Here is a 20,798-nt window from a genome sequence, read left to right as displayed (position 1 = left end):
TTAATCGCAATTAATTATTGTCGCATCATAGAGAAAAAGTTGATAAGTGGCTACACTTAGCACTTTAAAAACTCAGCCTGTATTAGAATTTATCGCAAATGAATACACAACGTGAACAATTGATACAAACATGGATTACATCTGTACTTGGTTCAGATCAATTTGAAATTAACTTCCTTGCAGGTGATGCGAGCTTCCGTCGTTATGCACGAATCAAATTGAATAATAAAACATTTATGCTGATGGATGCACCTCCTGAAAAAGAAGATTGTGTGCCTTTTGTGACGATAGACGAATTTTTCGATGCTCATCAGGTTCGTGTACCTCATATTGTGGCAAAAGATCTTGAGCAGGGCTTTCTTTTACTTGAAGATTTTGGCGATGTATTACTTTCTACACTTTTAACAGATGAAACTGTGGATGAGTACTATGCGCAGAGTTTTAAGCAGCTGGTACAGTTACAGTCGATTGATGGTAAAAACCAGTTCCCAGAATATGCGTATGAAAAGCTTATTTCAGAAATGGAACTGCTGACCGACTGGATGCTGCCATCACTGAAGATTCAGCCAACAGCAGATGAGCTGGCACTGATCAAACGCAGTTTTGCAATCCTGGCAAATGCTGCGCTTGCACAGCCTCAGGTGATTGTACATCGTGACTTTCACAGTCGTAACCTGATGAAAATAGAAGGTGAAACGGATCTGGGTGTGATTGATTTTCAGGATGCTGTGATTGGTGCAGACACTTATGACCTGATTTCCATTACACGCGATGCTTATGTGCAGTGGAATCCTGAGCGTGTTTATCAGTGGTTTAAAGTGTTCTATGACCTGTTGCCCGAGTCTGCAAAGCAGGATCGCGATTTTGAACAGTTCAGACGTGATGCAGACCTGATGGCGATTCAGCGTCATATCAAAATTCTGGGTATTTTTATGCGACTGTTTGAACGTGATGGCAAATCAGGCTACCTCAAGGATTTACCTCGTGTGATGTGGTATTTACTTGAAGAAAGCAAAGCGTATGCAGAATTACAACCTTTTATGCAGTTTATTCATAATAGAGTAATGCCGGAATTTGAAGCCAAATACGGCAAATATGAGGTTGTTGCATAATGAAAGCCATGATTCTGGCAGCGGGTCTTGGAAACCGCATGCGTCCTTTGACGCTTTATAAGCCTAAACCTTTACTTGAAGTAGGCGGGAAGCCGCTGATCGTCTGGCATATCGAAAAACTGAAAAATATCGGTGTGACCGAAATTATCATTAACTCAGCCTGGCTTGCAGATGTGCTGATCGGTGCATTGGGCGACGGTTCTCAGTTTGGGGTTAACATTCGCTGGACACGTGAAGATGAAGGGCTTGAAACCGCTGGTGGAATCATCAATGCTTTGCCTTTACTTGGCAGCGAGCCGTTCATACTGATCAATGGTGATGTCTGGACAACATTTGATTTTGCTTCATTGCTGGATGTAAATCTGCAGCAGGATCTGGCGCATCTGGTGTTTGTACAGAATCCTGAACAGCACCCAAAAGGTGATTTCACACTGGCGGATGGGCGTGCCTATACATTTGATCAGCAGCGTGAAGGTGAGAATTTAACATTCAGCGGCGTTTCTGTGATTCATCCTGAAATGTTCAATGGACTGGAAGCAGGAAAACGTCCACTGGCACCTATTTTAAAGCAGGGAATGCTGGATGGGCGGATTTCTGCAGAAAAAATGCGAGCTGCCTGGGTGGATGTAGGTACACCTGAGCGCCTTATTGCACTTGATTCGCAAATTCGTCAGGGTGAATATGCTTAAGTGCATATTCACTAATCATCGGCTACTGTGACTATAACGATAAATCGGTATACTTCCACCTAACTTTCTCGGGACGTTTTATCTATGCATCCTTTTTTTCAGGAACTTAAACAGGGCAGTCTGGCACTTGGGCTTGAACTCAGTGAAGATGCCTTAACTTTGTTACTTAAATACCAGGATGCACTGGTACTCTGGAATAAAGCCTATAATCTGACTGCAATCCGTGATCCTAAGGAAATGCTGGTCAAGCATCTGCTCGACAGTCTGAGTATTCTGAAAGATCTGCCTGCAGGTCGTCTGTTGGATATCGGAACGGGTGGCGGTATGCCAGGCATGATTATTGCCTTATGTCAGCCTGAACGTCAGTGTGTGCTGCTGGATTCAAACGGCAAAAAAATCCGTTTCCTTAAACAGTTTATCGCAGACCTGAAACTGCAGAATGTTATTGCTGTGCAGACACGGGTTGAAAACGAAGACAGTATTAATGAACTGGGTAAATTTGATGTCATTACCAGTCGGGCATTTGCATCATTAACCGATTTTATAGCTGCTTCCAGACCGTATATGCATGATCAGAGCATCATTGCTTCAATGAAAGGTCTGATTCCAGAAGATGAAGTCAAAGCTGTAGAAAAACAGTTCAGCTGTGACATTATTGAACTGAAAGTTCCGAGACTGGATGAACAGCGTCATTTGCTGTTATTAAAACAAATTTAAGACTTATAGAGTTGGGGTTTCCATGGCGCAAATTATTGCAATCGCGAATCAGAAAGGTGGTGTCGGTAAAACGACAACAGCTGTAAACCTTGCTGCTTCTCTTGCTGTTCTGAAAAAGCGTGTGCTGCTGGTCGATATGGATTCCCAGGGTAATGCCACGATGGGTTCGGGCATTCAGAAAAATGATTTACTTTATTCCATTACTGATGTTTTATTGGGTGAAGTGCCGATTGAGACAGCCATCACCAAGGCAGAAGTCGGTTATAAAGTACTTGGTTCAAATCGTGATCTGGCGGGTGTTGAGCTTGTCATTGCAGAGCAGGAAGGCAGAGAGTATATTCTGCGCAATGCTTTGCAGCAGATTGAAAAAGACTTTGATTATATCATTGTTGACTGTGCGCCAAGTCTGAGCCTGATCACTGTAAATGCGATGGCAGCTGTACACAGTGTGCTGATCCCGATGCAGTGCGAATATTATGCACTGGAAGGTCTGGCAGATCTGACACAGACCATAGACCGCATTCAGCAGGCATTGAATCCTGAACTTGAAATTATGGGTGTGCTGCGTACCATGTACGATGCCCGTAATGCTTTGACGCGTGACGTATCCGCAGAGCTTGAACAGTATTTTGGGAAAAAACTCTACGATACTGTGATTCCACGAAATGTCCGTCTGGCAGAAGCGCCGGCACATGGTTTGCCTATTATTTATTTTGAAAAAAGCTCAAAGGGTGCTGTAGCGTATTTAAACCTTGCGGCTGAAATGTTGAAAAAAAGTAAAGTGAAAAAAGGAACGAAAGCATGACCACAAAAAAACGCGGATTAGCTAAGGGTCGTGGTCTGGATGCCCTGTTGGGTTCCATTCAGAAAGAAAAATTACAACTCGAAGTTCAAACCCTGGATCATGGTCAGCTGAAACAGATTGATGTGAATTTGCTGAAGCGTGGTGAATATCAGCCACGCCGTTTCATCAACGAACAGGAACTTGAGGAACTGTCAGCATCCATTAAAAAACATGGTGTGATGCAGCCTATTGTTATCCGCTCTGTTGCAGATGATGAAGTTCATCCTTATGAAATTATTGCGGGTGAGCGTCGCTGGCGTGCTGCAAAACAGGCGGGTCTGACTGAGATTCCGGCGATCGTCCGTGATCTGACTGATCAGGTTGCGATTGCTCTGGCACTGATTGAAAACATTCAGCGTCAGGATCTGAACCCGATTGATCAGGCAATGGCATTACAGCGTTTCCATGAAGAATTTGGTCTGAGCCATCAGGAAATTGCAGAAACAGTAGGTAAAGCGAGAACGACAGTCAGTAATTTACTGCGGTTGCTTGCACTTGCAGAACCTGTAAAAGATCTGATGCAGCAAGGCTTGCTCGATATGGGGCATGCCCGTGCAATACTGACACTGAAAGAAAAAGAACAGCTGAAAGTAGCACAGCAGGTTGTTGAAAAAAATCTGTCCGTCCGTCAGACAGAACAGATTGTCCGTGACATGAACACACCGAAACAGGAAAAGAAAAAACCTGAACTTCAGTCGGATATACAACAGTTGACTCAGCGCTTAACTGAGCGTTTCAGTGCGGATGTAAAAATAGATCATAATAAGCAGGGTAAAGGAAAACTGGTTATTCATTATCATTCGCTTGAAGAACTGGATGGTATTTTAAATATCTGTCTTGCTGAATAATTTTATCGTTTTAAATTTTTTAAATTTGCAGTTTTGAAAGTCTTGGGGAAGCGGAATGTGGGAGTTGGTTAAAGCTGGTGGGTGGCTGATGTTGCCGCTTGTGATCTGTTCGATTTTTACCGTTGCAATTGCAATTGAGCGTTTCATTCGCTTGAAAAAATCGAATATTTTACCTGCGGGCTTGCTGCTGAGTCAGGGAGCGGGGGTTAAAGGTGTAATGCAGTACCTGAAACAGAATGATTCGGCACAGAGCAGTACACTTGGGCGGATTTTTATGGCAGGCTATCAGAATCGCCAGCAGCCGGAAAATTATGCTCGTGCTCAAATGGAAGCCACAGCTTCTCAGGAAATCGGATATCTTGAAAAAAATATCAATTTTCTGGGGACTTTAAGTGCTGTTGCTCCATTGCTGGGTCTGCTGGGTACAGTACTGGGAATTATTGAATCATTTCTGGTGATTGACCTGGGAACCAACAGTAATCCAACACTCATGATTCCGGGTATTTCCAAGGCTTTGATTACAACAGCAGCAGGTATGCTGATTGCTATCCCAGCGCTGTTTGCATACCGTTATTTTCAGCGGCTGGTTCAGGAGTACATTGCGGAACTTGAACAGCAGTCAACACTTTTTCATGCAGCACTTTTCTATCAGAATGATTCTGTGGAAGAACAGGAAGTGAAGAAAGCAAGTTAAGGTGAAATATGAAATTTAAACGTACACAAGTGGAAGATATTCATATTAACCTGACGCCAATGATTGACTGCCTGTTGTTCATATTGGTGTTCCTGTTGCTTTCCACAACATTTAATCAGTTCAGCCGTATGAATCTGACTTTACCTGATGCCCAGGGAGTACCACCGAAGCAGTTCAATCATAAGATTGAAGTTGTGGTGGATGCTTCCGGGCATTACTCGGTCAATGGACAGGCATTGTCCAGTAAAGAATCAGCAGATTTAAATACGGCAATTAAACAGATTTCCAATGATCAGCGTGATTTAATGTTTGTCATTGCTGCTGATGCCAAAGCAACGCATCAGGATGTAATTCGAGTCATGGATGTTGCAGGGCAATTGGGCTTTGTTAACATCAATATCAGTACGAAAGTGCCGTCCAGGGGTTATTAATCAGTGAACCACGATTTAAAAGTTTATTTGCGCCTGCTCAGTTATCTGAAACCATTCTGGGGTCTGATGATACTGGTTGTTGTAGGTTTTGCTATCAATGCAGCAACGGAAGTGTCGGTAGCCAAATTGCTTGAAAAAATCATTACTGCAATTCAGGACAGGGATGAAAGTTTTACTTCGCTTTTCCCGTTTCTGGTTGTTCTGTTGATTTTTTTCCGTGGTGTGGGAAGTTTTGTCGGTGGATATTATACCTCAGTCATTTCCCGGAATCTGGTTTTTAACATCCGTCAGGAAGTGTTTGCCAAGTTACTGAAACTGCCGTCACAGTATTATCTGGATAATACCAGTGGACACATTACAGCTAAAATTATGTACAACGTTGAGCAGCTGACAGCGGCATCAACTGATTCACTCAGAACGCTGGTTCAGCAGGGCTTGATTGCAATGGCTCTGCTTGGGTATCTGCTTTACAGCAACTGGCGTTTAACACTGTGTATTCTTGTTTTTGGTCCACTGATTGGTCTTTTAATCCGTAAAGCTGCCAAGCGTATGCGTACACTGTCCATGCAGGTGCAGGACACTATGGGTGACGTCAATCATGTGGTTCAGGAAACGGTAAACGGTAACCTGGTGGTTAAAAGTTTTGGCGGACAGACTTATGAGCAGGAACGTTTTAAATTACATTCCCTTGAAAACCTGCGTCGTGGTCTGAAAATGGTGGTTGTACAGCAGCTGAACAGTCCTGTTGTGCAGCTGATTATGGCCATGTCGCTCAGTATTATTATCTGGATTGCATTGCGCCCTGAAATTCTCAGAGAAACCACTACGGGTGAATTTGTTGCGTATATCACAGCAGCTGGTATGCTCAGTAAGCCAATCAAAGCGCTGACAGATATTAATGAAAAACTTCAGCGTGGTATGGCTGCAGCATATTCAGTGTTTGAACTGCTTGATCTGCCGGAAGAAAAAAATACAGGAACTTTGACACCTGCATTAAAAGGCAATATTCAGTTTGAAAATGCTGGATTGATCTATGCTGATGGACATGAGGCGATTAAAAACTTTAACCTGAATGTAAAAGCAGGTCAGACTGTCGCACTTGTGGGGCGGTCAGGAGCGGGTAAGACTTCATTGGTGAATCTGCTGGTCAGATTCCAGGAGTTGAGCTCAGGTCGTATTCTGCTGGATCAGTATGACATTCAGGATATTGAAATCACCAGTCTGCGGACTCAGATTGCTATGGTCAATCAGCAGGTCGTTCTGTTTAACCGGACTGTCCGTGAAAATATTGCATACGGGCAGCTGGAAAATGCAACAGATGAACAGGTGATTGCTGCGGCAAAAGCAGCTTATGCACATGATTTTATTATGTCCTTACCTCAAGGTTATGATACGCAACTGGGTGCTCAGGGCTTGAATCTTTCTGGTGGTCAACGACAGCGTATTGCCATTGCTCGGGCTATCCTGAAAGATGCACCGATTTTAATTCTGGATGAAGCAACAAGTGCATTGGATAACGAATCCGAATATTTCATTCAGCAGGCATTTGATGCTGCGATGCAGGACAGAACCACTATTGTTATTGCACACAGACTCTCTACCATTGAAAATGCAGATCTGATCGTTGTGATGGACAAAGGGATGATTGTAGAACAAGGTACTCATACAGAACTGATTGAAAAGCATGGTGCTTATTATCAGTTACATCAGCGTAACTTTGAGGAACAGTAATTATGTCACTGGCGCAATTCATTCAGGATGCCTGGAATAAACAGGCAGGATGGCTGATTGTGCTTCGACCTTTGTCGTGGCTGTATCGTGGAGGTTTTCTGCTGAACAGAAAACTCTATGAAATGGATGTTAAACAGGCTTATACAGCTCCTGTTCCTGTCATGGTTATTGGAAATATTACAGTAGGTGGCAGTGGAAAAACTCCGCTTCTGATTCAGCTTGTGACCTATCTGCTCAGACATCATGTCAAAGTAGGTGTCATCAGTCGTGGTTATGGTGGGAAAGGTCCATTTCCTGCATTTGTAGGACTCGATGCTGTACCTGAAACCGTTGGAGATGAACCCTGTCTGATTGTTCAGTCAACGGGTGTGCCTATGGCTGTGGGGTCTAACAGGCAAAAAAGTATTGAGCTGTTGCTTGAAAAATATGAACTGGATCTGATCATCAGTGATGATGGATTACAGCACCATGCACTGAACCGGCAGATTGAGTGGATTGTTCTGGATAATAACCGTGGTTTAGGCAACGGGAAAATCCTCCCTGAGGGTTATCTGAGAGAACCTCCGTCCAGACTTGAAGGGGCTACTGTGATTGAGCATGCAGCAGAGCCTGAAAGTGAGCTATATATGCACCTTGAAGTTGCTGAACCTTATCTGTTGAATGCAATGGATGGACGGGTGTTTAATCCAGAAGCAGATTTTTACGCAGTTGCGGGTATTGGCTTTCCTCAGAGATTTTACGCAACGCTCGAATCTATGGGTATACACCATTTTCAGTGTCATGAGTTTCCCGATCATTATGAATATGAAATTGCGGATTTTCAGTTTGATGATGCAAATCCGGTGATTACAACTGAAAAAGATGCAGTTAAAATTTTACCTTTATTGAAACAGAACCCAGCTTTTAATCGTGAAATCTGGGTGGTTCCTGTGGAAGCAGTACTCTCTGAGGCATGCTATCTGAAGCTGCATCAGCAGTTACAGGAATCAGGCATTCAGATCTCTTAGGCGACTTTATGAAACACATTGTTATTCCTGCCCGTTTTTCCAGCTCGCGTTTACCGGGTAAACCATTATTGCAGATTCATGGTCGCGCAATGATTTTAAGGGTTGTGGATCAGGCTCGAAAAGTCGAAGGTTTTGACGATCTCTGTGTGGCGACGGATGATCAGCGGATCGCAGATGTCTGTATTGCTGAAGGTGTGGATGTAGTTCTGACATCACCTGATCACCCATCGGGTACGGATCGGCTGAGTGAAGTTGCAAAAATTAAAGGCTGGGCTGCTGAAGATATTATTGTCAACGTACAGGGTGATGAGCCTTTATTGTCTGCTCAGCTGGTTCAGCAGGTTGCTCAGTTACTTGAAATGAAACCATTGTGTTCAATGTCTACGTTATGTGAGCCAGTCACAGATCTGGATGAATTCAAGCGCGACAGTATCGTAAAAGTTGTCATGTCACGTTTTAATGAAGCACTGTATTTCAGTCGGGCAACGATTCCTTATGACCGTGATGGCAATAAACAGGAAAATCCAGCTTTGCATAATCAGGCATATCGTCATCTGGGTATTTATGGCTACCGTGTCAAACTGCTTCAGGAATATGTTGGCTGGGAAATGGGGATGCTGGAAAAACTGGAAAGCCTCGAACAGTTAAGAGTACTTGAAAATGGTCACCGGATTGCAATTGCAGTTGCAGAAGCAAGTCTGCCGCCAGGTGTGGATACGCAGCAGGATCTGGATCGTTTAAATGAACTTGATATCAGTCTGTTTCAGTAAAAGCAGGAATATCGGATGCTGAGTGAGGTTGAGGCAAGGGTCTATCCTTGGCAACAGGATGTCTGGAATACGCTCACAGGGCGCTTTCCTGCAATTGGTCATGGCTTATTGTTTTATGGCAAAAAAGGATGTGGCAAAGATGCTTTTACCAAGCATTTTCTTGCCTGGATACTGTGTTCAAACCGTCATGTGGATCGTGTAGCATGTGGTGAATGTGGCAGTTGCCAGTGGCTGAAGTCGGATACGCACCCAAACTATGTATACATCACGATCGATGAAGAAAATAAAAAGCAGAACGCGAAAATTAAGATCGAGAAGATCCGGGATTTATTACCATTTGTGCAGCAGACAGTGGATGGCTGGAGAGTCGTTGTTATTGAACCGGCAGAAGCCCTGAATATCGCCTCGGCAAATGCATTGCTGAAAACGCTTGAAGAGCCTGGTGACAGAGTCATCATCATTTTACTGGCAGATCACTTTCTTAAACTGCCTGCAACTGTTCGCAGCCGTTTACAGCACTTTGCCATGGATCGTATAACTTCGGCGCAGTCGGATGAGTTTTTAAGTCAGCATTTACCTGAAGACCTGCAGCAGCAGAAACAGCTGCTGCTGAATCTTTCAGGGCAGATGCCATTACAGGCAGTTCATCTGGCAGAGAGCACGTGGTTTTCCAGAAGGAATGACTTTTTAAAGGACTGGCAGAAACTGGTACAGCAGAAAAATATGCCAATGGCAACAGCGACCAGATGGAATAAAGAGCTTGGTTTCAATGAGTTCAGTCAGATGTTTGAATACTTGTTGTCAGACCTGATTTGTGTCAAGCTCAATCAGCAGGTGAATAATACTGATCTGGACTTTGCAGTACTTGCGGAACAGTACACACTTGAAACATTATTTGGGATCTATGCAGATTTACAACAATCAAAAAAAATGACTGAGCAGAATATACAGGGAAATCTTGTACTTGATCAGTTGTGTATAAAGTTAATGAATGTTTAAAGGGGAACAGTATGCAGCCACGTATGGGTGGGATTATTCAGGCAAATATTCCTGATAAAAATACACTTTACGCCAGTTATATGCCTTATGTTGTGGGTGGGGGTCTGTTTATACCATCAAAACAGCCGGTGAAACTGGGCGAAGAGGTTTTTGTGCTGGCAACATTGCCGGAACAGTCTCAGAAAATCCCTTTAACAGGAAAAGTCATCTGGATTGCACATAAGCAGAATGGTGCAAAACTTCAGGGTTTTGGTATTCAGCTGATGGGTGAAAAGGGTGTTTATTACAAATCAGAAGCGGAAAAACTGCTTGCAGGTATTAAGTCTGACGGCAGATCCAGTTACACTATGTAGGTTAAAAACTTCATAGGATCAGACCGTGTTTGTAGATACTCATTGCCACTTAACCATGCTCGACCTTACACCTTATAATGGTGATGTGGATCTGGCACTGGCTCAGGCACGTGAAGCTGGCGTCAGTAAGTTTATGGGTATCTCTGTCGATCTGGATGATCATATTCCTTTGTCAGAGATTGCCGCCCGTCATGATGACGTCGGTTATACCGTTGGGGTACATCCCTGTGAAGATGTTCAGACCATGGCACGGGCAACTACGGAGTGTCTGATTGAGCTTGCACAGTCTGAAAAAGTCTGGGCACTGGGTGAAACGGGGCTGGATTATTTTCACAGTCAGGATTTTATTACTGAACAGAAAGCCTGTTTTGCACGACATATCCATGCATCCCAGGTGGTATCTAAACCTGTAGTGGTGCATACCCGATCTGCGAAGCATGACACTGTGGATATTATCCGTGCAGAAAAATCCACACACGGCATTCTGCACTGTTTTACTGAAGACTGGGAAACGGCAAAAGCTGTACTGGATTGCGGATACTACATTTCATTTTCGGGCATTGTTTCTTTTAAAAATGCGCAGGATCTGCGTGATGTCGCAAAACAGGTACCACTGGACAGAGTGTTGATTGAAACTGACAGCCCGTATCTGGCTCCGGTTCCATATCGTGGTAAAACTAACGAACCAAAATACGTTCCATATGTAGCAAAAGCGCTAAGTGATGTATATGATAAGTCACTTGAAGAAATGGCATTTATTACAATGCAGAATTTTGAAAACCTGCTGAAAATGAAATAAATAGCTTGAATAAACAGTTAGAAGCATAGAAGAGAGTGACAGGGTGAAGATGGATCGTCAGGCGCAGTTCAGGGCAAGAGAATCATTGATTTTTCAGGTGGCGGAACAGCTGCTGCTGGAAAATGGCGAGTCAGGAATGACGCTTGATGCGCTCGCAGCTGAACTTGATCTTGCAAAAGGAACCCTCTATAAGCATTTTCAGAGTAAGGATGAGCTGTATATGCTGCTGATCATCCGCAATGAAAATATGCTGCTTGAGATGATAAAAGACACTGAAAAACAGTTCCCTGAACACCTCGCATTCTTTATGCTGCATCATTTGCACCATCCTGAACGTACTGTGCTGTTTCATCAGATTGAAGAGAGACTTTCAACCACAGGTGTAGGAATTTATCATCTGTTCAGTGAGCTGTATCAGATCAGACGTCAGCGTCTCAGGCTGATTATACGTATGACGGAAACCTATCTGCTGGATATACACAGTACAATGACGGTCAGGGATTATCTGGCTTCCATCTGGGCACTGACACATGGTGCTGCTGCAATCCTGAATTCAAGTTTTTATCAGCGTTATCTGGGCTCCAGGGATACACTGCGCGTCGCCTATATTGATCAGGCATTGGCTTTGCCTAAGCATGCCAGTCATGCACAGCAGGTTGCCTGAAGGTTCGTATGAATATGCGACCATCATCAATACGGGGTTTTACACTGGTCGAATTGATGGTGGTGATTGTGATTATGGCAATCATGGCTTCTCTTGTGCTGATGAATACAGGTGGTGTTGATCAGCGTAAAGCAATGCAGTCCAGGGCTGTTTTCCTGATGGATATGAAAAAAATCCAGCGTGAAGCAACAGACCAATCAAGAATACTGGCACTGAATGTTCAGAGTAAAACAGATGTGTCACCGTTTCGTTATACTGTAGTTGAATACCAGAACCCGACTGTACAGCAGATAAAAAGTTCAAGGCTGGATAAAAAACAGATCTGGAAAGAATGGGAAGAATTTAAATCAAAAGAATTACCGGAAGAAGTCAGTTTTACAGTGAAGTCACTTGACTATCAGTTTCAGAATGCAGCGAATACTGAACTGATCTCAAATGATGCTCCACAGCTGGTATGGCTTGGGAATGGTGAGGCAAAACCTGTAAGAATTCAGTTCTATTTTCAGCAAAAGCCTATTGGTCAGGAAATAGAAATTGATCACCTGGGTAAGATTCATGAAGAAAAATAAAGGATTTACCTTACTTGAAGTGATGGTTGCTCTCGCAATTTTTGCCACAGCCGCAATGGCGCTGACCAAAGTGGCGATGCAGTATACCCAGGCAACCTCAAATGCTGTACTGCGCACCAAAGCACAGTTTGTTGCAATGAATGCAGCAGCGCAGATGGAAATCAACAGAGAATGGCTGGAGGGAACTCAGTCAGAACAGGTGGAACAACAGGGCGAAAACTGGCAGATTGATAAAAGTACTCAACCCACAGTCAGTCCTGATGTACAGCGTGTCACTGTTCAGGTGAGTCTGTTCAATAAGGAAACAGGTAAAGTCGAAGCCGGTATTACCAATATTGTGTTCTTTAATTATCGGATAGCTGCATCATGAGCAGGTCAAAAGGGTTTACCCTTGTTGAGCTGCTGGTTGCAATTGCAATTTTCGCAGTGCTCTCTGCACTCGGCTGGAAAGTGTTTGATTATCTCTCGAAGGTCAGTGAGCGTAATGAAATGCATGAGGCGAATTTATCAGCCTTACAGGAAGCTCATCAGCAGATTCTCAGAGACAGTCTTCAGATTGCACCATTAACTGCAAATATCAAAGGTGAAACAGCGCCCGCGCTGATTCTGCAGAATGGTGTGCTGATTTTCAGTAAAACAGGCGTTACAGATCCTCTGGCTCAGGGCACACCACCCGATGAGCGGGTGGAATACCGCTATCGTGCAGATGAAAAAAAACTCTATAGATTAAAATATAGTTACCTGAATCAGACAGGGCAGGAACAGCCGGTTTCGAGTGTACTGCTTGAAAATGTTGAACAGTATGATGTCTCAGTACTGAATCCAGCAGAGCTGAGAAGCTGGCCTGAGGCGACGGCAGATGCAGAAAATGTTCAGCAGAAAGCATTGTTGCCTAGAGGGATTATGCTGAGACTGACTGTACAGGGGATATCCTATCAGTGGTTGTATAGCCTGTTGAATACAGACTTTCTGAAACAGGAAGCCGTAAAATAAATGAAACAGAGCCAACGTGGAATTGCACTGCTGACTATTCTGATCATGGTTGCTCTGGCAACCATACTTGCTGCTATGATTGCAAAAAGACAGTCTGCAACTGCTGAAAGTACTGCTTATGTCATGCGGCAGAATCAGTCTCTGTATTATGCAAAAAGTGCTGAATCCTTTTTTTCAGAACTGCTGGTGGATGATGCTGAAAATGCAGGTGAAGTGGATCATCTGCAGGAAACCTGGGCTAAGCCTATGCCTGCATTTCCTGTGGATGATGGATATGTGGCAGGAATTTTACGTGATGAAAGTGGAAAGTTTAATTTAAACAGTCTTGTAGATAAGAGTGGGAAAGTAAATGCTCAGGCAAAAAACTGGTTTGAAAAACTGCTTGTAAAGGCAGGTTTGCCGGCACAGCTTTCTGAGGCAGTGATTGACTGGCAGGATACTGATGATGAAACATCAGGTTCAATGGGTGCGGAAAGTAATTATTATCAAGGTCTGAACCCGGGTTATTTACCTGCAAACAATAAATTTCACAGCGTTGAAGAGCTGAAAATGGTCAGAGGATTTGAAGGGCAGAAATATCTGCAGCTGGAACCGTATGTAACTGCAAATCCCTCGACTGAAGCTAAGGTCAATATCAACACTGCATCTGCTTTTTTACTGGCAAGCATGGATGAACGGCTGGATGAAAAAGTGGTGCAGAATATGTTGAATACGAAACAGACTGCACTTGAACACTTTAAATCTGTAAATGAACTGTGGGATGTTGAACCATTTACTCAAGTTGATAATGAAAAAAGAGTTCAGTTGAATAACCTTCTGGGTGTTCAGTCCACATTTTTCAGAGCTCAGATTGAAGTCTCACTAGGTGAGCGTGTGCGACAGTTCAATTCATTGCTGGTTCGTCAGGATAAGAAAGTTTATATACTGAACAGAAGTATGGCGCCCTTTACACCTATTGAGATCAGTAACTCTGCACAGGATGCAAAATACTGATATTTTATTAAGATAAGTCTCAATGGTAAAATTGATGCCTATCCTGTCGCTTTTGCATTATAATCAAACACAATTCATATTTTTCTGATTACATCAAGGTATATGTTAATACGTAAGCTTTTTAAGTTTGAAAATGCTCATATTGTGCGGAACTGCACATCAGACCGTTGCAAACGCTCCATTCATGGTCACAGTTATAAAGTTGAGCTGCTGCTGAAAGCAAATCGGCTTGACCATGGTCAGATGGTATATGACTTTGGTCTGCTTAAAGGCGTAATAAAAGATATTTTTGACAGCTTCGATCATGCGATCTGTTTCTGGCAGAAAGATGATGCTGAATATATTGCTGCATGTAAAAAATTCAGTGCACGATGGGTCGCACTGCCCGTTTCACCATCAGCAGAACAGTTTTCCCGAATTTTTTTCTACCTTGCTCAGCAGATTCTGCGCTCCACAGAAACTCAGAATGGCGAGGGAGATGTGGAAGTGTATTCGGTTATTGTGCATGAAACAGATACGGGTTATGCACAAAGCTTTATTGAAGATATTGAAAATGAGCAGATGGGGGTGTTGAGTCTGCAACAGATTGAGTTTTCGGAACAGATTCAGTCAGAGTGGGCTGATCCCGAAATGTATGAAAAACTGAAACAGGGTGTCAAATTTCTGAATCCTGCTGTGGAACTTCAGGTTCACAGTGAATAAAACCAGTCCATCGTACTGAAAAGGAATCAGGGATTATATGTCTTTAACGGAATTACAGCAGATAAAACTGGATAAAATTCAACTCGAAGCACAATGGAAAGACGGGTTGAAAGACTTTCTGCTCAGTCCTGTCATGGATGAGCTGAAAGCATTTCTTGTAAATGAAATGCAGGCAGGTAAAGTGATTTATCCTTCAGGATCATTGATCTTTAATGCGCTGAATACAACACCTATGGCGAATGTAAAAGTCGTTATTTTAGGGCAGGATCCATATCATGGTCCAGGTCAGGCTCATGGTCTAAGTTTTTCAGTGCAGAAAGGGGTTGCATTACCACCTTCTTTACGTAATATTTTTCATGAATTACACACTGATCTGGGGATTCCTGTCTCTAAACATGGCAATCTGAGCCATTGGGCAGAACAGGGTGTATTACTGTTGAACAGTGTTTTAACAGTTGAAGCAGGTATGGCTGCTTCACATCAGAAGCGTGGATGGGAAGATTTTACAGATCACGTGATTGATGTTTTAAATGAACAGCGTGAGCATATTGTCTTTATCCTTTGGGGAGCATATGCGCAACGTAAGGGGCAACGGATCGACCCGACAAAACATCTCATACTGAAAGCTGCACATCCTTCTCCGCTTGCAGCAAACCGTGGTGGTTTTTTTGGTTGTAAAGTTTTTTCTAAATCCAATAATTATCTGAAACAAAATGGCATTGAGCCCATAGACTGGCAGCTGGACGCATGACAAATTCTCCTGTATTAAAAAATTATCATCCGGATATCCTTGTAGAAGAAGCAAAGAATGGATGGCGTATTGTTCGACTGAACCGCCCAAAATCTCTGCATGCTCTGGATGAATCCATTGTTACTGCGTTACTGGAAGTTTTTACTGACTTTCATGATGACAGCAGTGTTAAAGCCATCTGGCTTGATTCAACAACACCAAAAGCATTCTGTGCTGGTGGTGATGTCCGTAAACTCCGTCAGCTTGTCATCAATGATGAAGTGGATACTGCCAATAAATTCTTTGAGCAGGAATATGCGCTTGATCTGCTGCTGCACAACTATGCAAAACCTGTACTTGTATGGGGTGAAGGTTATGTGATGGGTGGTGGGCTTGGTTTGTTTATGGCTGCACCATTCCGTCTGGTGACACCTTATTCAAGACTGGCTATGCCTGAAATCAACATTGGGCTTTATCCAGATGTCGGGGCAACACGCTTCCTGGCAGATCGAGGTGCGATTGGTCTGTTTACTGGTCTGACGGGTTCAATTATGACCGCTGCCGGTGCCTATGGTATTGGATGGGCTACGCATATCTGTGATACACAGCGTGATAATGTCCTTCAGAAAGTCATTAATATTGACTGGGATCATTATCCGGCAGGTGACTTCAGAGCAATTGATGACACACTGAACAGCATGCACCGTCCAGTTGCACCTGGTCCTCTGCAAAACTCACTCGATGTGATTCAGAGCGTATGCCGAGGTGTTAATTTCGAACATGATTATGAGTCTATCATTGGTTTAAGTGACGCCCGCAGTGACTGGCTTCGTCAGGCGAGTGAAAACCTTCAGAAAGGTTCACCAACCACGGCTGCATTAACCTGGCTTTTATGGCAATGGGGTAAGCAGGTACATGCCTGGAATGAAGTTTTTGAGCTTGAAACTCAGATTTCAGACTGGAAAATCCGTCACCCTGACTTTGTTGAAGGCGTGCGCGCCCGCCTGGTTGATAAAGACCTGTCTCCGGAATGGAAAACCGGTGCTGATATGTCCTTAAAAGGCATTCTGTCAGATAATCCTCCTTTGGCTGACAATGAAAGCTGGATGGCTTTGCTGAAACAGTACGGTGTCGTCAGTTGATTCATAAATGACGGATATTTCTGAATACACTGATGAATACTGGATGCAGTTTGCGCTTGAGCAGGCTCAACTTGCTGCTGAGCAGGGGGAAGTTCCTGTTGGTGCTGTCATTGTCAGTCAGAACAAAGTGATCGGTGCGGGATTCAACGCACCGATCAGCCTGAAAGATCCTTCAGCGCATGCAGAAATACAGGCAATCAGACGGGCATGCAGTCAGATAGATAACTATCGTATGCCTGATGATGCTGTTATTTACGTTACGCTTGAGCCTTGCACCATGTGTGTAGGGGCATTGATTCATTCACGCATCAAAAAAGTTGTGTTTGGTGCGCTTGAGTCAAAATCAGGTTCACTGGTCAGTGCACGCAGACTGCTTGAAAGTGGTTATTACAATCATGTTTTTGAGTATGAGTCAGGCTGCATGCAGGATGCCTGTTCTGTACAGCTTTCCAGTTTCTTTAAAATGCGCAGAGAACAAAAAAAAATACTGAGACAGCAACAAAAGTCCTTAAATGACAGTCATAAATAATCTAGAATGAGACTGCATAACTGACAATAATAATTGTCAAAAATATATTTTGATACCACACATATTGCTGAGGGAAATAATAATGAATTCCATCCAGGTCAAAAAAGAATTTAATGCATCAGTGGAACAGGTCTTTGATCTGTTGTCGAAACATGCGACATATAATGTTGCATTTGCACCGATTCAGGTGGTTCGTGTAAAGGATTCGACAGATCCGGGGCGTCCAGATGGTCTGGGTTCTATCCGTCGTATGGGCTTTGGACCTGTAAAACCGATTCAGGAGCAGATCACACTGGTTGACCTAAATAAACGCATAGAATACAAGCTGATTAAAAATCCACTGATCAAACATCATCTCGGTGTTATTGAGTTTGAAAGTATCACTCCTGCAAAAACTCTGGTGAAATACACGATTGAACTGCAGGCGCGTGCACCGTTTGTCAGTAAATTAATACTTGCACAGCTGAAACTTGCGATTACACTAGGTTTTTCAAAACTGGCAAAATCTGTATAAGCGGAAGTTTATGACAATTCAAATTATTACAATTGATGGCCCGAGTGGTTCTGGAAAAGGTACGCTCGCAGCAAAACTGGCTGATCACTATGGTTACCATCTGCTGGACTCAGGGGCGCTTTACAGGTTGCTTGGGCTGTCTTTGCATAAAGCTGAATTAATTGAAAAGCTTGATGATGAAGATGCGCTACAGCAAAGTGCTTCAATTGCAGAACATCTGAATATTGTATTTAAGACAGCAGAACAGGGTACCCAGATATTTCTGGATGGCGAAGAAGTTACTCAGACCATCCGTACTGAACATGTGGGGGAATATGCGTCCAGAGTGGCTGCCATTCCTGTTTTGAGAGCAGCACTGGTTGCACGGCAGCATGCTTTTGCTCAGGCTCCAGGTCTGGTTGCAGATGGGCGTGATATGGCGACATCCATCTTTCCACAGGCTCAGGCAAAAATATATTTAACTGCATCAGCAGAGTCGAGGGCACAGCGTCGCGTAAACCAGTTGCAGGGTATGGGTCAGGATGTTAAAATGAACGACATTTTAGCCAATATACAGGCTCGGGATAAGCGTGATATGGAGCGAACAGTTGCTCCTCTCAAGCCAGCCGAAGATGCATATATCATTGACAGTTCAGAACTGAACATCAATGAGGTGTTTCATCTGATGACTGAATATATCGACCTTAAACTGGCTGATTAAAAAATCTTTCAGCAGAAGCATAGCTTGATCAGTTTTATATGGACTATGTAGACGCTTTATTAAACCGGCCTTGTCTGATCCAAGACCGCTGACTTTATCAGGTATATCATGACCGAATCTTTTGCAGCCCTCTTTGAAGAAAGCGAATTAAACCTCAACGTTGAAAAGGGTGCTGTCATCCAGGGCGTTGTAGTAAACATCGATTCTGACTGGGTAACAGTTGACACTGGCCTTAAATCAGAAGGTATTGTTGACCGCGCTGAATTCTTAAATGAACAACGTGAACTTGAAGTTCAAGTTGGCGACACTGTAGACGTTGTTGTTGAAGCTCTTGACAACGGTATGGGTCAAACTGTTCTTTCTCGCGAAAAAGCTAAACGCGCTGAGACATGGACTAAACTTGAAAAAATCTTTGAAGACGGCGAAATCGTTACTGGTGTTATCTCTGGTAAGGTTAAAGGCGGTTTCACTGTTGACATCGGTCCAGTTCGTGCATTCCTTCCAGGTTCTTTAGTTGATACTCGTCCTATTCGTGATACTACTCACTTAGAAGGTAAAGAGTTAGAATTTAAAGTAATCAAACTTGACGCTAAACGTAACAACGTTGTTGTTTCACGTCGTGCTGTTATGGAAGCTGAATCTTCAGCTGACCGTGAAGCTCTTCTTGCTCAGCTTGAAGAAGGTCAGACAGTTACTGGTACTATTAAAAATCTTACTGACTACGGCGCATTCGTTGACCTTGGTGGTATTGATGGTCTTCTTCACATCACTGACATGGCTTGGAAACGTATCAAGCATCCTTCAGAAGTTGTTGAAGTTGGTCAGGAAGTTACTGTTAAAGTACTTAAATTTGACCGCGAACGTAACCGCGTATCTTTAGGTCTTAAACAGCTTGGTGAAGATCCATGGTTAGCGATCATGAACCGTTACCCTAAAGGTTCTATCGTTAAAGCTCGCGTTACTAACTTAACTGACTACGGCTGTTTCGCTGAAATCGCTGAAGGCGTTGAAGGTTTGGTACACGTTTCAGAAATGGATCACACTAACAAAAACATCCACCCATCTAAAGTAGTTCAGATCGGTGACGAAGTTGATGTTATGGTTCTTGAAGTTGATGAAGAGCGTCGTCGTATTTCTCTTGGTATCAAACAGACTCGTGCTAACCCATGGGAAGAGTTTGCTAAAGACCACGATAAAGGCGAAAAAGTTTCTGGTACTATCAAATCAATCACTGATTTCGGTATCTTCATCGGTTTACCAGGTGGTATTGATGGTCTGGTTCACCTGTCAGACATCTCTTGGAACGAACAAGGCGAAGACGCTATCCGTCGTTACAAGAAAGGTGACACAGTTGAAGCGGTTATTCTGTCAGTTGACGCTGAAGGCAACCGTATCAGCCTTGGTATCAAACAGCTGAACAACGACCCGTTCAATGACTTCCTTGCTGCTAACGAGCGCGGTGCGCTGGTTAAAGGTACAGTAACTGCTGTTGACGCTAAAGGCGCAACTGTTAAGTTAGCTGATGAAGTTGAAGCTTCTCTGAAAGCATCTGAAATCAACCGTGATCGCGTTGAAGATGCTACTAAATTCTTAGAAGTTGGTCAGGAAGTTGAAGCGAAAATCATCAACGTTGATCGTAAGTCTCGCTCTATCAACCTGTCTATCAAAGCGAAAGACGAAGCTGAAGAGAAAGAAGCTGTTGCTAACTTACGTCAGACAACAACTGGTCAGGACAACGGTCCTAAGACTATTGGTGATTTGATCAAAGCTCAAATGAACCACTAAGTAGTTGGATGTAAAAAAAGTATTATTAATGTAATTTAACTAATACTTTTTGCACAATTACTGTAAACGGTAGCGTAGTATTCACTTATTACGCTACCGTTTTGTATTTAAACAGGTTATTATCTTCGCATCTATGAAAGTAGCTTGATAATTAAAGAGGTCGAAGATGACTACCGAAGCACTTAATAAGTCAGACTTAATTGAACGTATTGCACTTAAGAATCCACATCTGGCTGAGCCTTTAGTGGAAGAAGCAGTTAAGATCATGATTGATCAGATGATAGAAGCTCTATCTACTGATAACCGTATAGAGATTCGTGGTTTTGGCAGTTTTGCACTGCATCACCGTGAACCAAGAGTAGGACGTAATCCTAAAACAGGCAGATCTGTAGATGTAGCAGCGAAAGCTGTTCCTCACTTCAAACCTGGTAAGGCATTGCGTGATGCTGTAAATGAATCAATCAACCAGGGATAACAGGTAGG

26 protein-coding genes are annotated in these 20,798 nt (G+C 43.3%); all 26 read left to right on the top strand.

All coding sequences use genetic code 11. The features are described from left to right. Window positions 1-98: 98 nt before the first annotated feature. The 26 genes from CDG61_RS10010 to CDG61_RS09885 all read left to right on the top strand — a co-directional run bounded on the left by CDG61_RS10010 (window position 99) and on the right by CDG61_RS09885 (window position 20,790). Window positions 99-1,112 carry an aminoglycoside phosphotransferase family protein gene (locus CDG61_RS10010; protein ID WP_087550995.1) on the top strand — a complete coding sequence of 338 codons (1,014 nt, stop codon included), beginning with the start codon at window positions 99-101 and terminating at the stop codon, window positions 1,110-1,112. Further along, a complete protein-coding gene (gene murU, locus CDG61_RS10005) occupies window positions 1,112-1,801 on the top strand; it encodes an N-acetylmuramate alpha-1-phosphate uridylyltransferase MurU (protein WP_087550996.1) in 690 nt (229 codons plus the stop codon). Before CDG61_RS10010 ends, murU begins: the two co-directional genes overlap by 1 nt. An 84-nt stretch (window positions 1,802-1,885) precedes the next feature. Beyond that, entirely contained in the window at window positions 1,886-2,518 is a 633-nt protein-coding gene (gene rsmG, locus CDG61_RS10000; protein WP_087550997.1) for a 16S rRNA (guanine(527)-N(7))-methyltransferase RsmG, read from the top strand. A gap of 22 nt (window positions 2,519-2,540) precedes the next feature. After that, the gene (locus CDG61_RS09995) at window positions 2,541-3,323 is read left to right on the top strand and encodes a ParA family protein (protein ID WP_087512304.1); all 783 of its coding nucleotides are present in this window, start codon (window positions 2,541-2,543) and stop codon (window positions 3,321-3,323) included. Continuing rightward, complete coding sequence (locus CDG61_RS09990; RefSeq protein WP_087550998.1) at window positions 3,320-4,210, top strand: ParB/RepB/Spo0J family partition protein; 891 nt, start codon at window positions 3,320-3,322, stop codon at window positions 4,208-4,210. Before CDG61_RS09995 ends, CDG61_RS09990 begins: the two co-directional genes overlap by 4 nt. 55 nt (window positions 4,211-4,265) lie before the next feature. Beyond that, window positions 4,266-4,904: a MotA/TolQ/ExbB proton channel family protein gene (locus CDG61_RS09985; protein WP_087512302.1), complete on the top strand. Its 639-nt coding sequence runs from the start codon at window positions 4,266-4,268 to the stop codon at window positions 4,902-4,904. A gap of 8 nt (window positions 4,905-4,912) precedes the next feature. Beyond that, the gene (locus tag CDG61_RS09980) at window positions 4,913-5,335 is read left to right on the top strand and encodes an ExbD/TolR family protein (protein ID WP_087512301.1); all 423 of its coding nucleotides are present in this window, start codon (window positions 4,913-4,915) and stop codon (window positions 5,333-5,335) included. Between the two features lie 3 nt (window positions 5,336-5,338). Then, window positions 5,339-7,066, top strand: coding sequence for a lipid A export permease/ATP-binding protein MsbA (gene msbA, locus CDG61_RS09975; RefSeq protein ID WP_087550999.1), 1,728 nt, complete (start codon window positions 5,339-5,341; stop codon window positions 7,064-7,066). A 2-nt stretch (window positions 7,067-7,068) separates the two neighbouring features. Continuing rightward, on the top strand, window positions 7,069-8,073 hold the full coding sequence (lpxK, locus tag CDG61_RS09970) for a tetraacyldisaccharide 4'-kinase (protein WP_087551000.1): 1,005 nt from the start codon (window positions 7,069-7,071) through the stop codon (window positions 8,071-8,073). Window positions 8,074-8,081: 8 nt separating this feature from the next. After that, window positions 8,082-8,843, top strand: coding sequence for a 3-deoxy-manno-octulosonate cytidylyltransferase (gene kdsB / locus CDG61_RS09965; RefSeq protein WP_087551001.1), 762 nt, complete (start codon window positions 8,082-8,084; stop codon window positions 8,841-8,843). A 15-nt stretch (window positions 8,844-8,858) separates the two neighbouring features. After that, a complete protein-coding gene (locus tag CDG61_RS09960) occupies window positions 8,859-9,842 on the top strand; it encodes a DNA polymerase III subunit delta' (protein ID WP_087551002.1) in 984 nt (327 codons plus the stop codon). Window positions 9,843-9,853: 11 nt separating this feature from the next. Beyond that, on the top strand, window positions 9,854-10,195 hold the full coding sequence (locus tag CDG61_RS09955) for a PilZ domain-containing protein (protein ID WP_087512296.1): 342 nt from the start codon (window positions 9,854-9,856) through the stop codon (window positions 10,193-10,195). Between the two features lie 25 nt (window positions 10,196-10,220). Next, on the top strand, window positions 10,221-10,994 hold the full coding sequence (locus tag CDG61_RS09950) for a TatD family hydrolase (protein ID WP_087551003.1): 774 nt from the start codon (window positions 10,221-10,223) through the stop codon (window positions 10,992-10,994). 49 nt (window positions 10,995-11,043) lie between these two features. Then, complete coding sequence (locus tag CDG61_RS09945) at window positions 11,044-11,658, top strand: TetR/AcrR family transcriptional regulator (protein ID WP_087551004.1); 615 nt, start codon at window positions 11,044-11,046, stop codon at window positions 11,656-11,658. An 8-nt stretch (window positions 11,659-11,666) separates the two neighbouring features. Further along, window positions 11,667-12,227, top strand: a complete 561-nt coding sequence (locus CDG61_RS09940; protein WP_087551005.1) for a pilus assembly FimT family protein — start codon at window positions 11,667-11,669, stop codon at window positions 12,225-12,227. Further along, entirely contained in the window at window positions 12,214-12,597 is a 384-nt protein-coding gene (gspI, locus tag CDG61_RS09935) for a type II secretion system minor pseudopilin GspI (RefSeq protein WP_087512292.1), read from the top strand. The genes CDG61_RS09940 and gspI overlap by 14 nt, the downstream gene beginning before the upstream one ends. Next, window positions 12,594-13,220: a type II secretion system minor pseudopilin GspJ gene (gene gspJ / locus CDG61_RS09930; RefSeq protein ID WP_087551006.1), complete on the top strand. Its 627-nt coding sequence runs from the start codon at window positions 12,594-12,596 to the stop codon at window positions 13,218-13,220. The genes gspI and gspJ overlap by 4 nt, the downstream gene beginning before the upstream one ends. Continuing rightward, a complete protein-coding gene (gene gspK / locus CDG61_RS09925; protein WP_087551007.1) occupies window positions 13,221-14,213 on the top strand; it encodes a type II secretion system minor pseudopilin GspK in 993 nt (330 codons plus the stop codon). Between the two features lie 102 nt (window positions 14,214-14,315). Next, entirely contained in the window at window positions 14,316-14,915 is a 600-nt protein-coding gene (locus CDG61_RS09920; protein ID WP_087551008.1) for a 6-pyruvoyl trahydropterin synthase family protein, read from the top strand. A gap of 37 nt (window positions 14,916-14,952) precedes the next feature. Continuing rightward, the gene (gene ung, locus CDG61_RS09915) at window positions 14,953-15,666 is read left to right on the top strand and encodes a uracil-DNA glycosylase (RefSeq protein ID WP_087551009.1); all 714 of its coding nucleotides are present in this window, start codon (window positions 14,953-14,955) and stop codon (window positions 15,664-15,666) included. Next, entirely contained in the window at window positions 15,663-16,787 is a 1,125-nt protein-coding gene (locus CDG61_RS09910) for an enoyl-CoA hydratase/isomerase family protein (RefSeq protein ID WP_087551010.1), read from the top strand. Before ung ends, CDG61_RS09910 begins: the two co-directional genes overlap by 4 nt. Window positions 16,788-16,794: 7 nt before the next feature. After that, window positions 16,795-17,316, top strand: coding sequence for a tRNA adenosine(34) deaminase TadA (gene tadA, locus CDG61_RS09905; RefSeq protein WP_087551011.1), 522 nt, complete (start codon window positions 16,795-16,797; stop codon window positions 17,314-17,316). Window positions 17,317-17,398: 82 nt separating this feature from the next. After that, window positions 17,399-17,830: an SRPBCC family protein gene (locus tag CDG61_RS09900; RefSeq protein WP_087551012.1), complete on the top strand. Its 432-nt coding sequence runs from the start codon at window positions 17,399-17,401 to the stop codon at window positions 17,828-17,830. A 10-nt stretch (window positions 17,831-17,840) separates the two neighbouring features. Continuing rightward, on the top strand, window positions 17,841-18,530 hold the full coding sequence (gene cmk, locus CDG61_RS09895; RefSeq protein WP_087551013.1) for a (d)CMP kinase: 690 nt from the start codon (window positions 17,841-17,843) through the stop codon (window positions 18,528-18,530). Window positions 18,531-18,638: 108 nt separating this feature from the next. Beyond that, window positions 18,639-20,315 (top strand): 30S ribosomal protein S1, encoded by a 1,677-nt coding sequence (rpsA, locus tag CDG61_RS09890; protein ID WP_087512283.1) that lies wholly within the window; start codon window positions 18,639-18,641, stop codon window positions 20,313-20,315. Window positions 20,316-20,481: 166 nt separating this feature from the next. Further along, window positions 20,482-20,790, top strand: a complete 309-nt coding sequence (locus tag CDG61_RS09885) for an integration host factor subunit beta (protein ID WP_087512282.1) — start codon at window positions 20,482-20,484, stop codon at window positions 20,788-20,790. Window positions 20,791-20,798 lie beyond the last annotated feature (8 nt).

The sequence above is a fragment of the Acinetobacter sp. WCHAc010052 genome (assembly GCF_002165295.2).
GTDB classification, from domain to species: domain Bacteria; phylum Pseudomonadota; class Gammaproteobacteria; order Pseudomonadales; family Moraxellaceae; genus Acinetobacter; species Acinetobacter chinensis.
Note: the sequence above shows the minus strand (reverse complement) of the source record. Positions and strands in the feature narration are given on the sequence as shown.

Excerpts from the sequence above, each read along its gene's own strand:
- CDG61_RS10010 (WP_087550995.1), top strand. The coding sequence starts at position 99 with ATGAATACACAACGTGAACAATTGATACAAACATGGATTACATCTGTA.
- murU (WP_087550996.1), top strand. The coding sequence starts at position 1,112 with ATGAAAGCCATGATTCTGGCAGCGGGTCTTGGAAACCGCATGCGTCCT.
- rsmG (WP_087550997.1), top strand. The coding sequence starts at position 1,886 with ATGCATCCTTTTTTTCAGGAACTTAAACAGGGCAGTCTGGCACTTGGG.
- CDG61_RS09995 (WP_087512304.1), top strand. The coding sequence starts at position 2,541 with ATGGCGCAAATTATTGCAATCGCGAATCAGAAAGGTGGTGTCGGTAAA.
- CDG61_RS09990 (WP_087550998.1), top strand. The coding sequence starts at position 3,320 with ATGACCACAAAAAAACGCGGATTAGCTAAGGGTCGTGGTCTGGATGCC.
- CDG61_RS09985 (WP_087512302.1), top strand. The coding sequence starts at position 4,266 with ATGTGGGAGTTGGTTAAAGCTGGTGGGTGGCTGATGTTGCCGCTTGTG.
- CDG61_RS09980 (WP_087512301.1), top strand. The coding sequence starts at position 4,913 with ATGAAATTTAAACGTACACAAGTGGAAGATATTCATATTAACCTGACG.
- lpxK (WP_087551000.1), top strand. The coding sequence starts at position 7,069 with ATGTCACTGGCGCAATTCATTCAGGATGCCTGGAATAAACAGGCAGGA.
- kdsB (WP_087551001.1), top strand. The coding sequence starts at position 8,082 with ATGAAACACATTGTTATTCCTGCCCGTTTTTCCAGCTCGCGTTTACCG.
- CDG61_RS09960 (WP_087551002.1), top strand. The coding sequence starts at position 8,859 with ATGCTGAGTGAGGTTGAGGCAAGGGTCTATCCTTGGCAACAGGATGTC.
- CDG61_RS09955 (WP_087512296.1), top strand. The coding sequence starts at position 9,854 with ATGCAGCCACGTATGGGTGGGATTATTCAGGCAAATATTCCTGATAAA.
- CDG61_RS09945 (WP_087551004.1), top strand. The coding sequence starts at position 11,044 with ATGGATCGTCAGGCGCAGTTCAGGGCAAGAGAATCATTGATTTTTCAG.
- CDG61_RS09940 (WP_087551005.1), top strand. The coding sequence starts at position 11,667 with ATGAATATGCGACCATCATCAATACGGGGTTTTACACTGGTCGAATTG.
- gspI (WP_087512292.1), top strand. The coding sequence starts at position 12,214 with ATGAAGAAAAATAAAGGATTTACCTTACTTGAAGTGATGGTTGCTCTC.
- gspJ (WP_087551006.1), top strand. The coding sequence starts at position 12,594 with ATGAGCAGGTCAAAAGGGTTTACCCTTGTTGAGCTGCTGGTTGCAATT.
- gspK (WP_087551007.1), top strand. The coding sequence starts at position 13,221 with ATGAAACAGAGCCAACGTGGAATTGCACTGCTGACTATTCTGATCATG.
- CDG61_RS09920 (WP_087551008.1), top strand. The coding sequence starts at position 14,316 with ATGTTAATACGTAAGCTTTTTAAGTTTGAAAATGCTCATATTGTGCGG.
- ung (WP_087551009.1), top strand. The coding sequence starts at position 14,953 with ATGTCTTTAACGGAATTACAGCAGATAAAACTGGATAAAATTCAACTC.
- CDG61_RS09910 (WP_087551010.1), top strand. The coding sequence starts at position 15,663 with ATGACAAATTCTCCTGTATTAAAAAATTATCATCCGGATATCCTTGTA.
- tadA (WP_087551011.1), top strand. The coding sequence starts at position 16,795 with ATGACGGATATTTCTGAATACACTGATGAATACTGGATGCAGTTTGCG.
- CDG61_RS09900 (WP_087551012.1), top strand. The coding sequence starts at position 17,399 with ATGAATTCCATCCAGGTCAAAAAAGAATTTAATGCATCAGTGGAACAG.
- cmk (WP_087551013.1), top strand. The coding sequence starts at position 17,841 with ATGACAATTCAAATTATTACAATTGATGGCCCGAGTGGTTCTGGAAAA.
- rpsA (WP_087512283.1), top strand. The coding sequence starts at position 18,639 with ATGACCGAATCTTTTGCAGCCCTCTTTGAAGAAAGCGAATTAAACCTC.
- CDG61_RS09885 (WP_087512282.1), top strand. The coding sequence starts at position 20,482 with ATGACTACCGAAGCACTTAATAAGTCAGACTTAATTGAACGTATTGCA.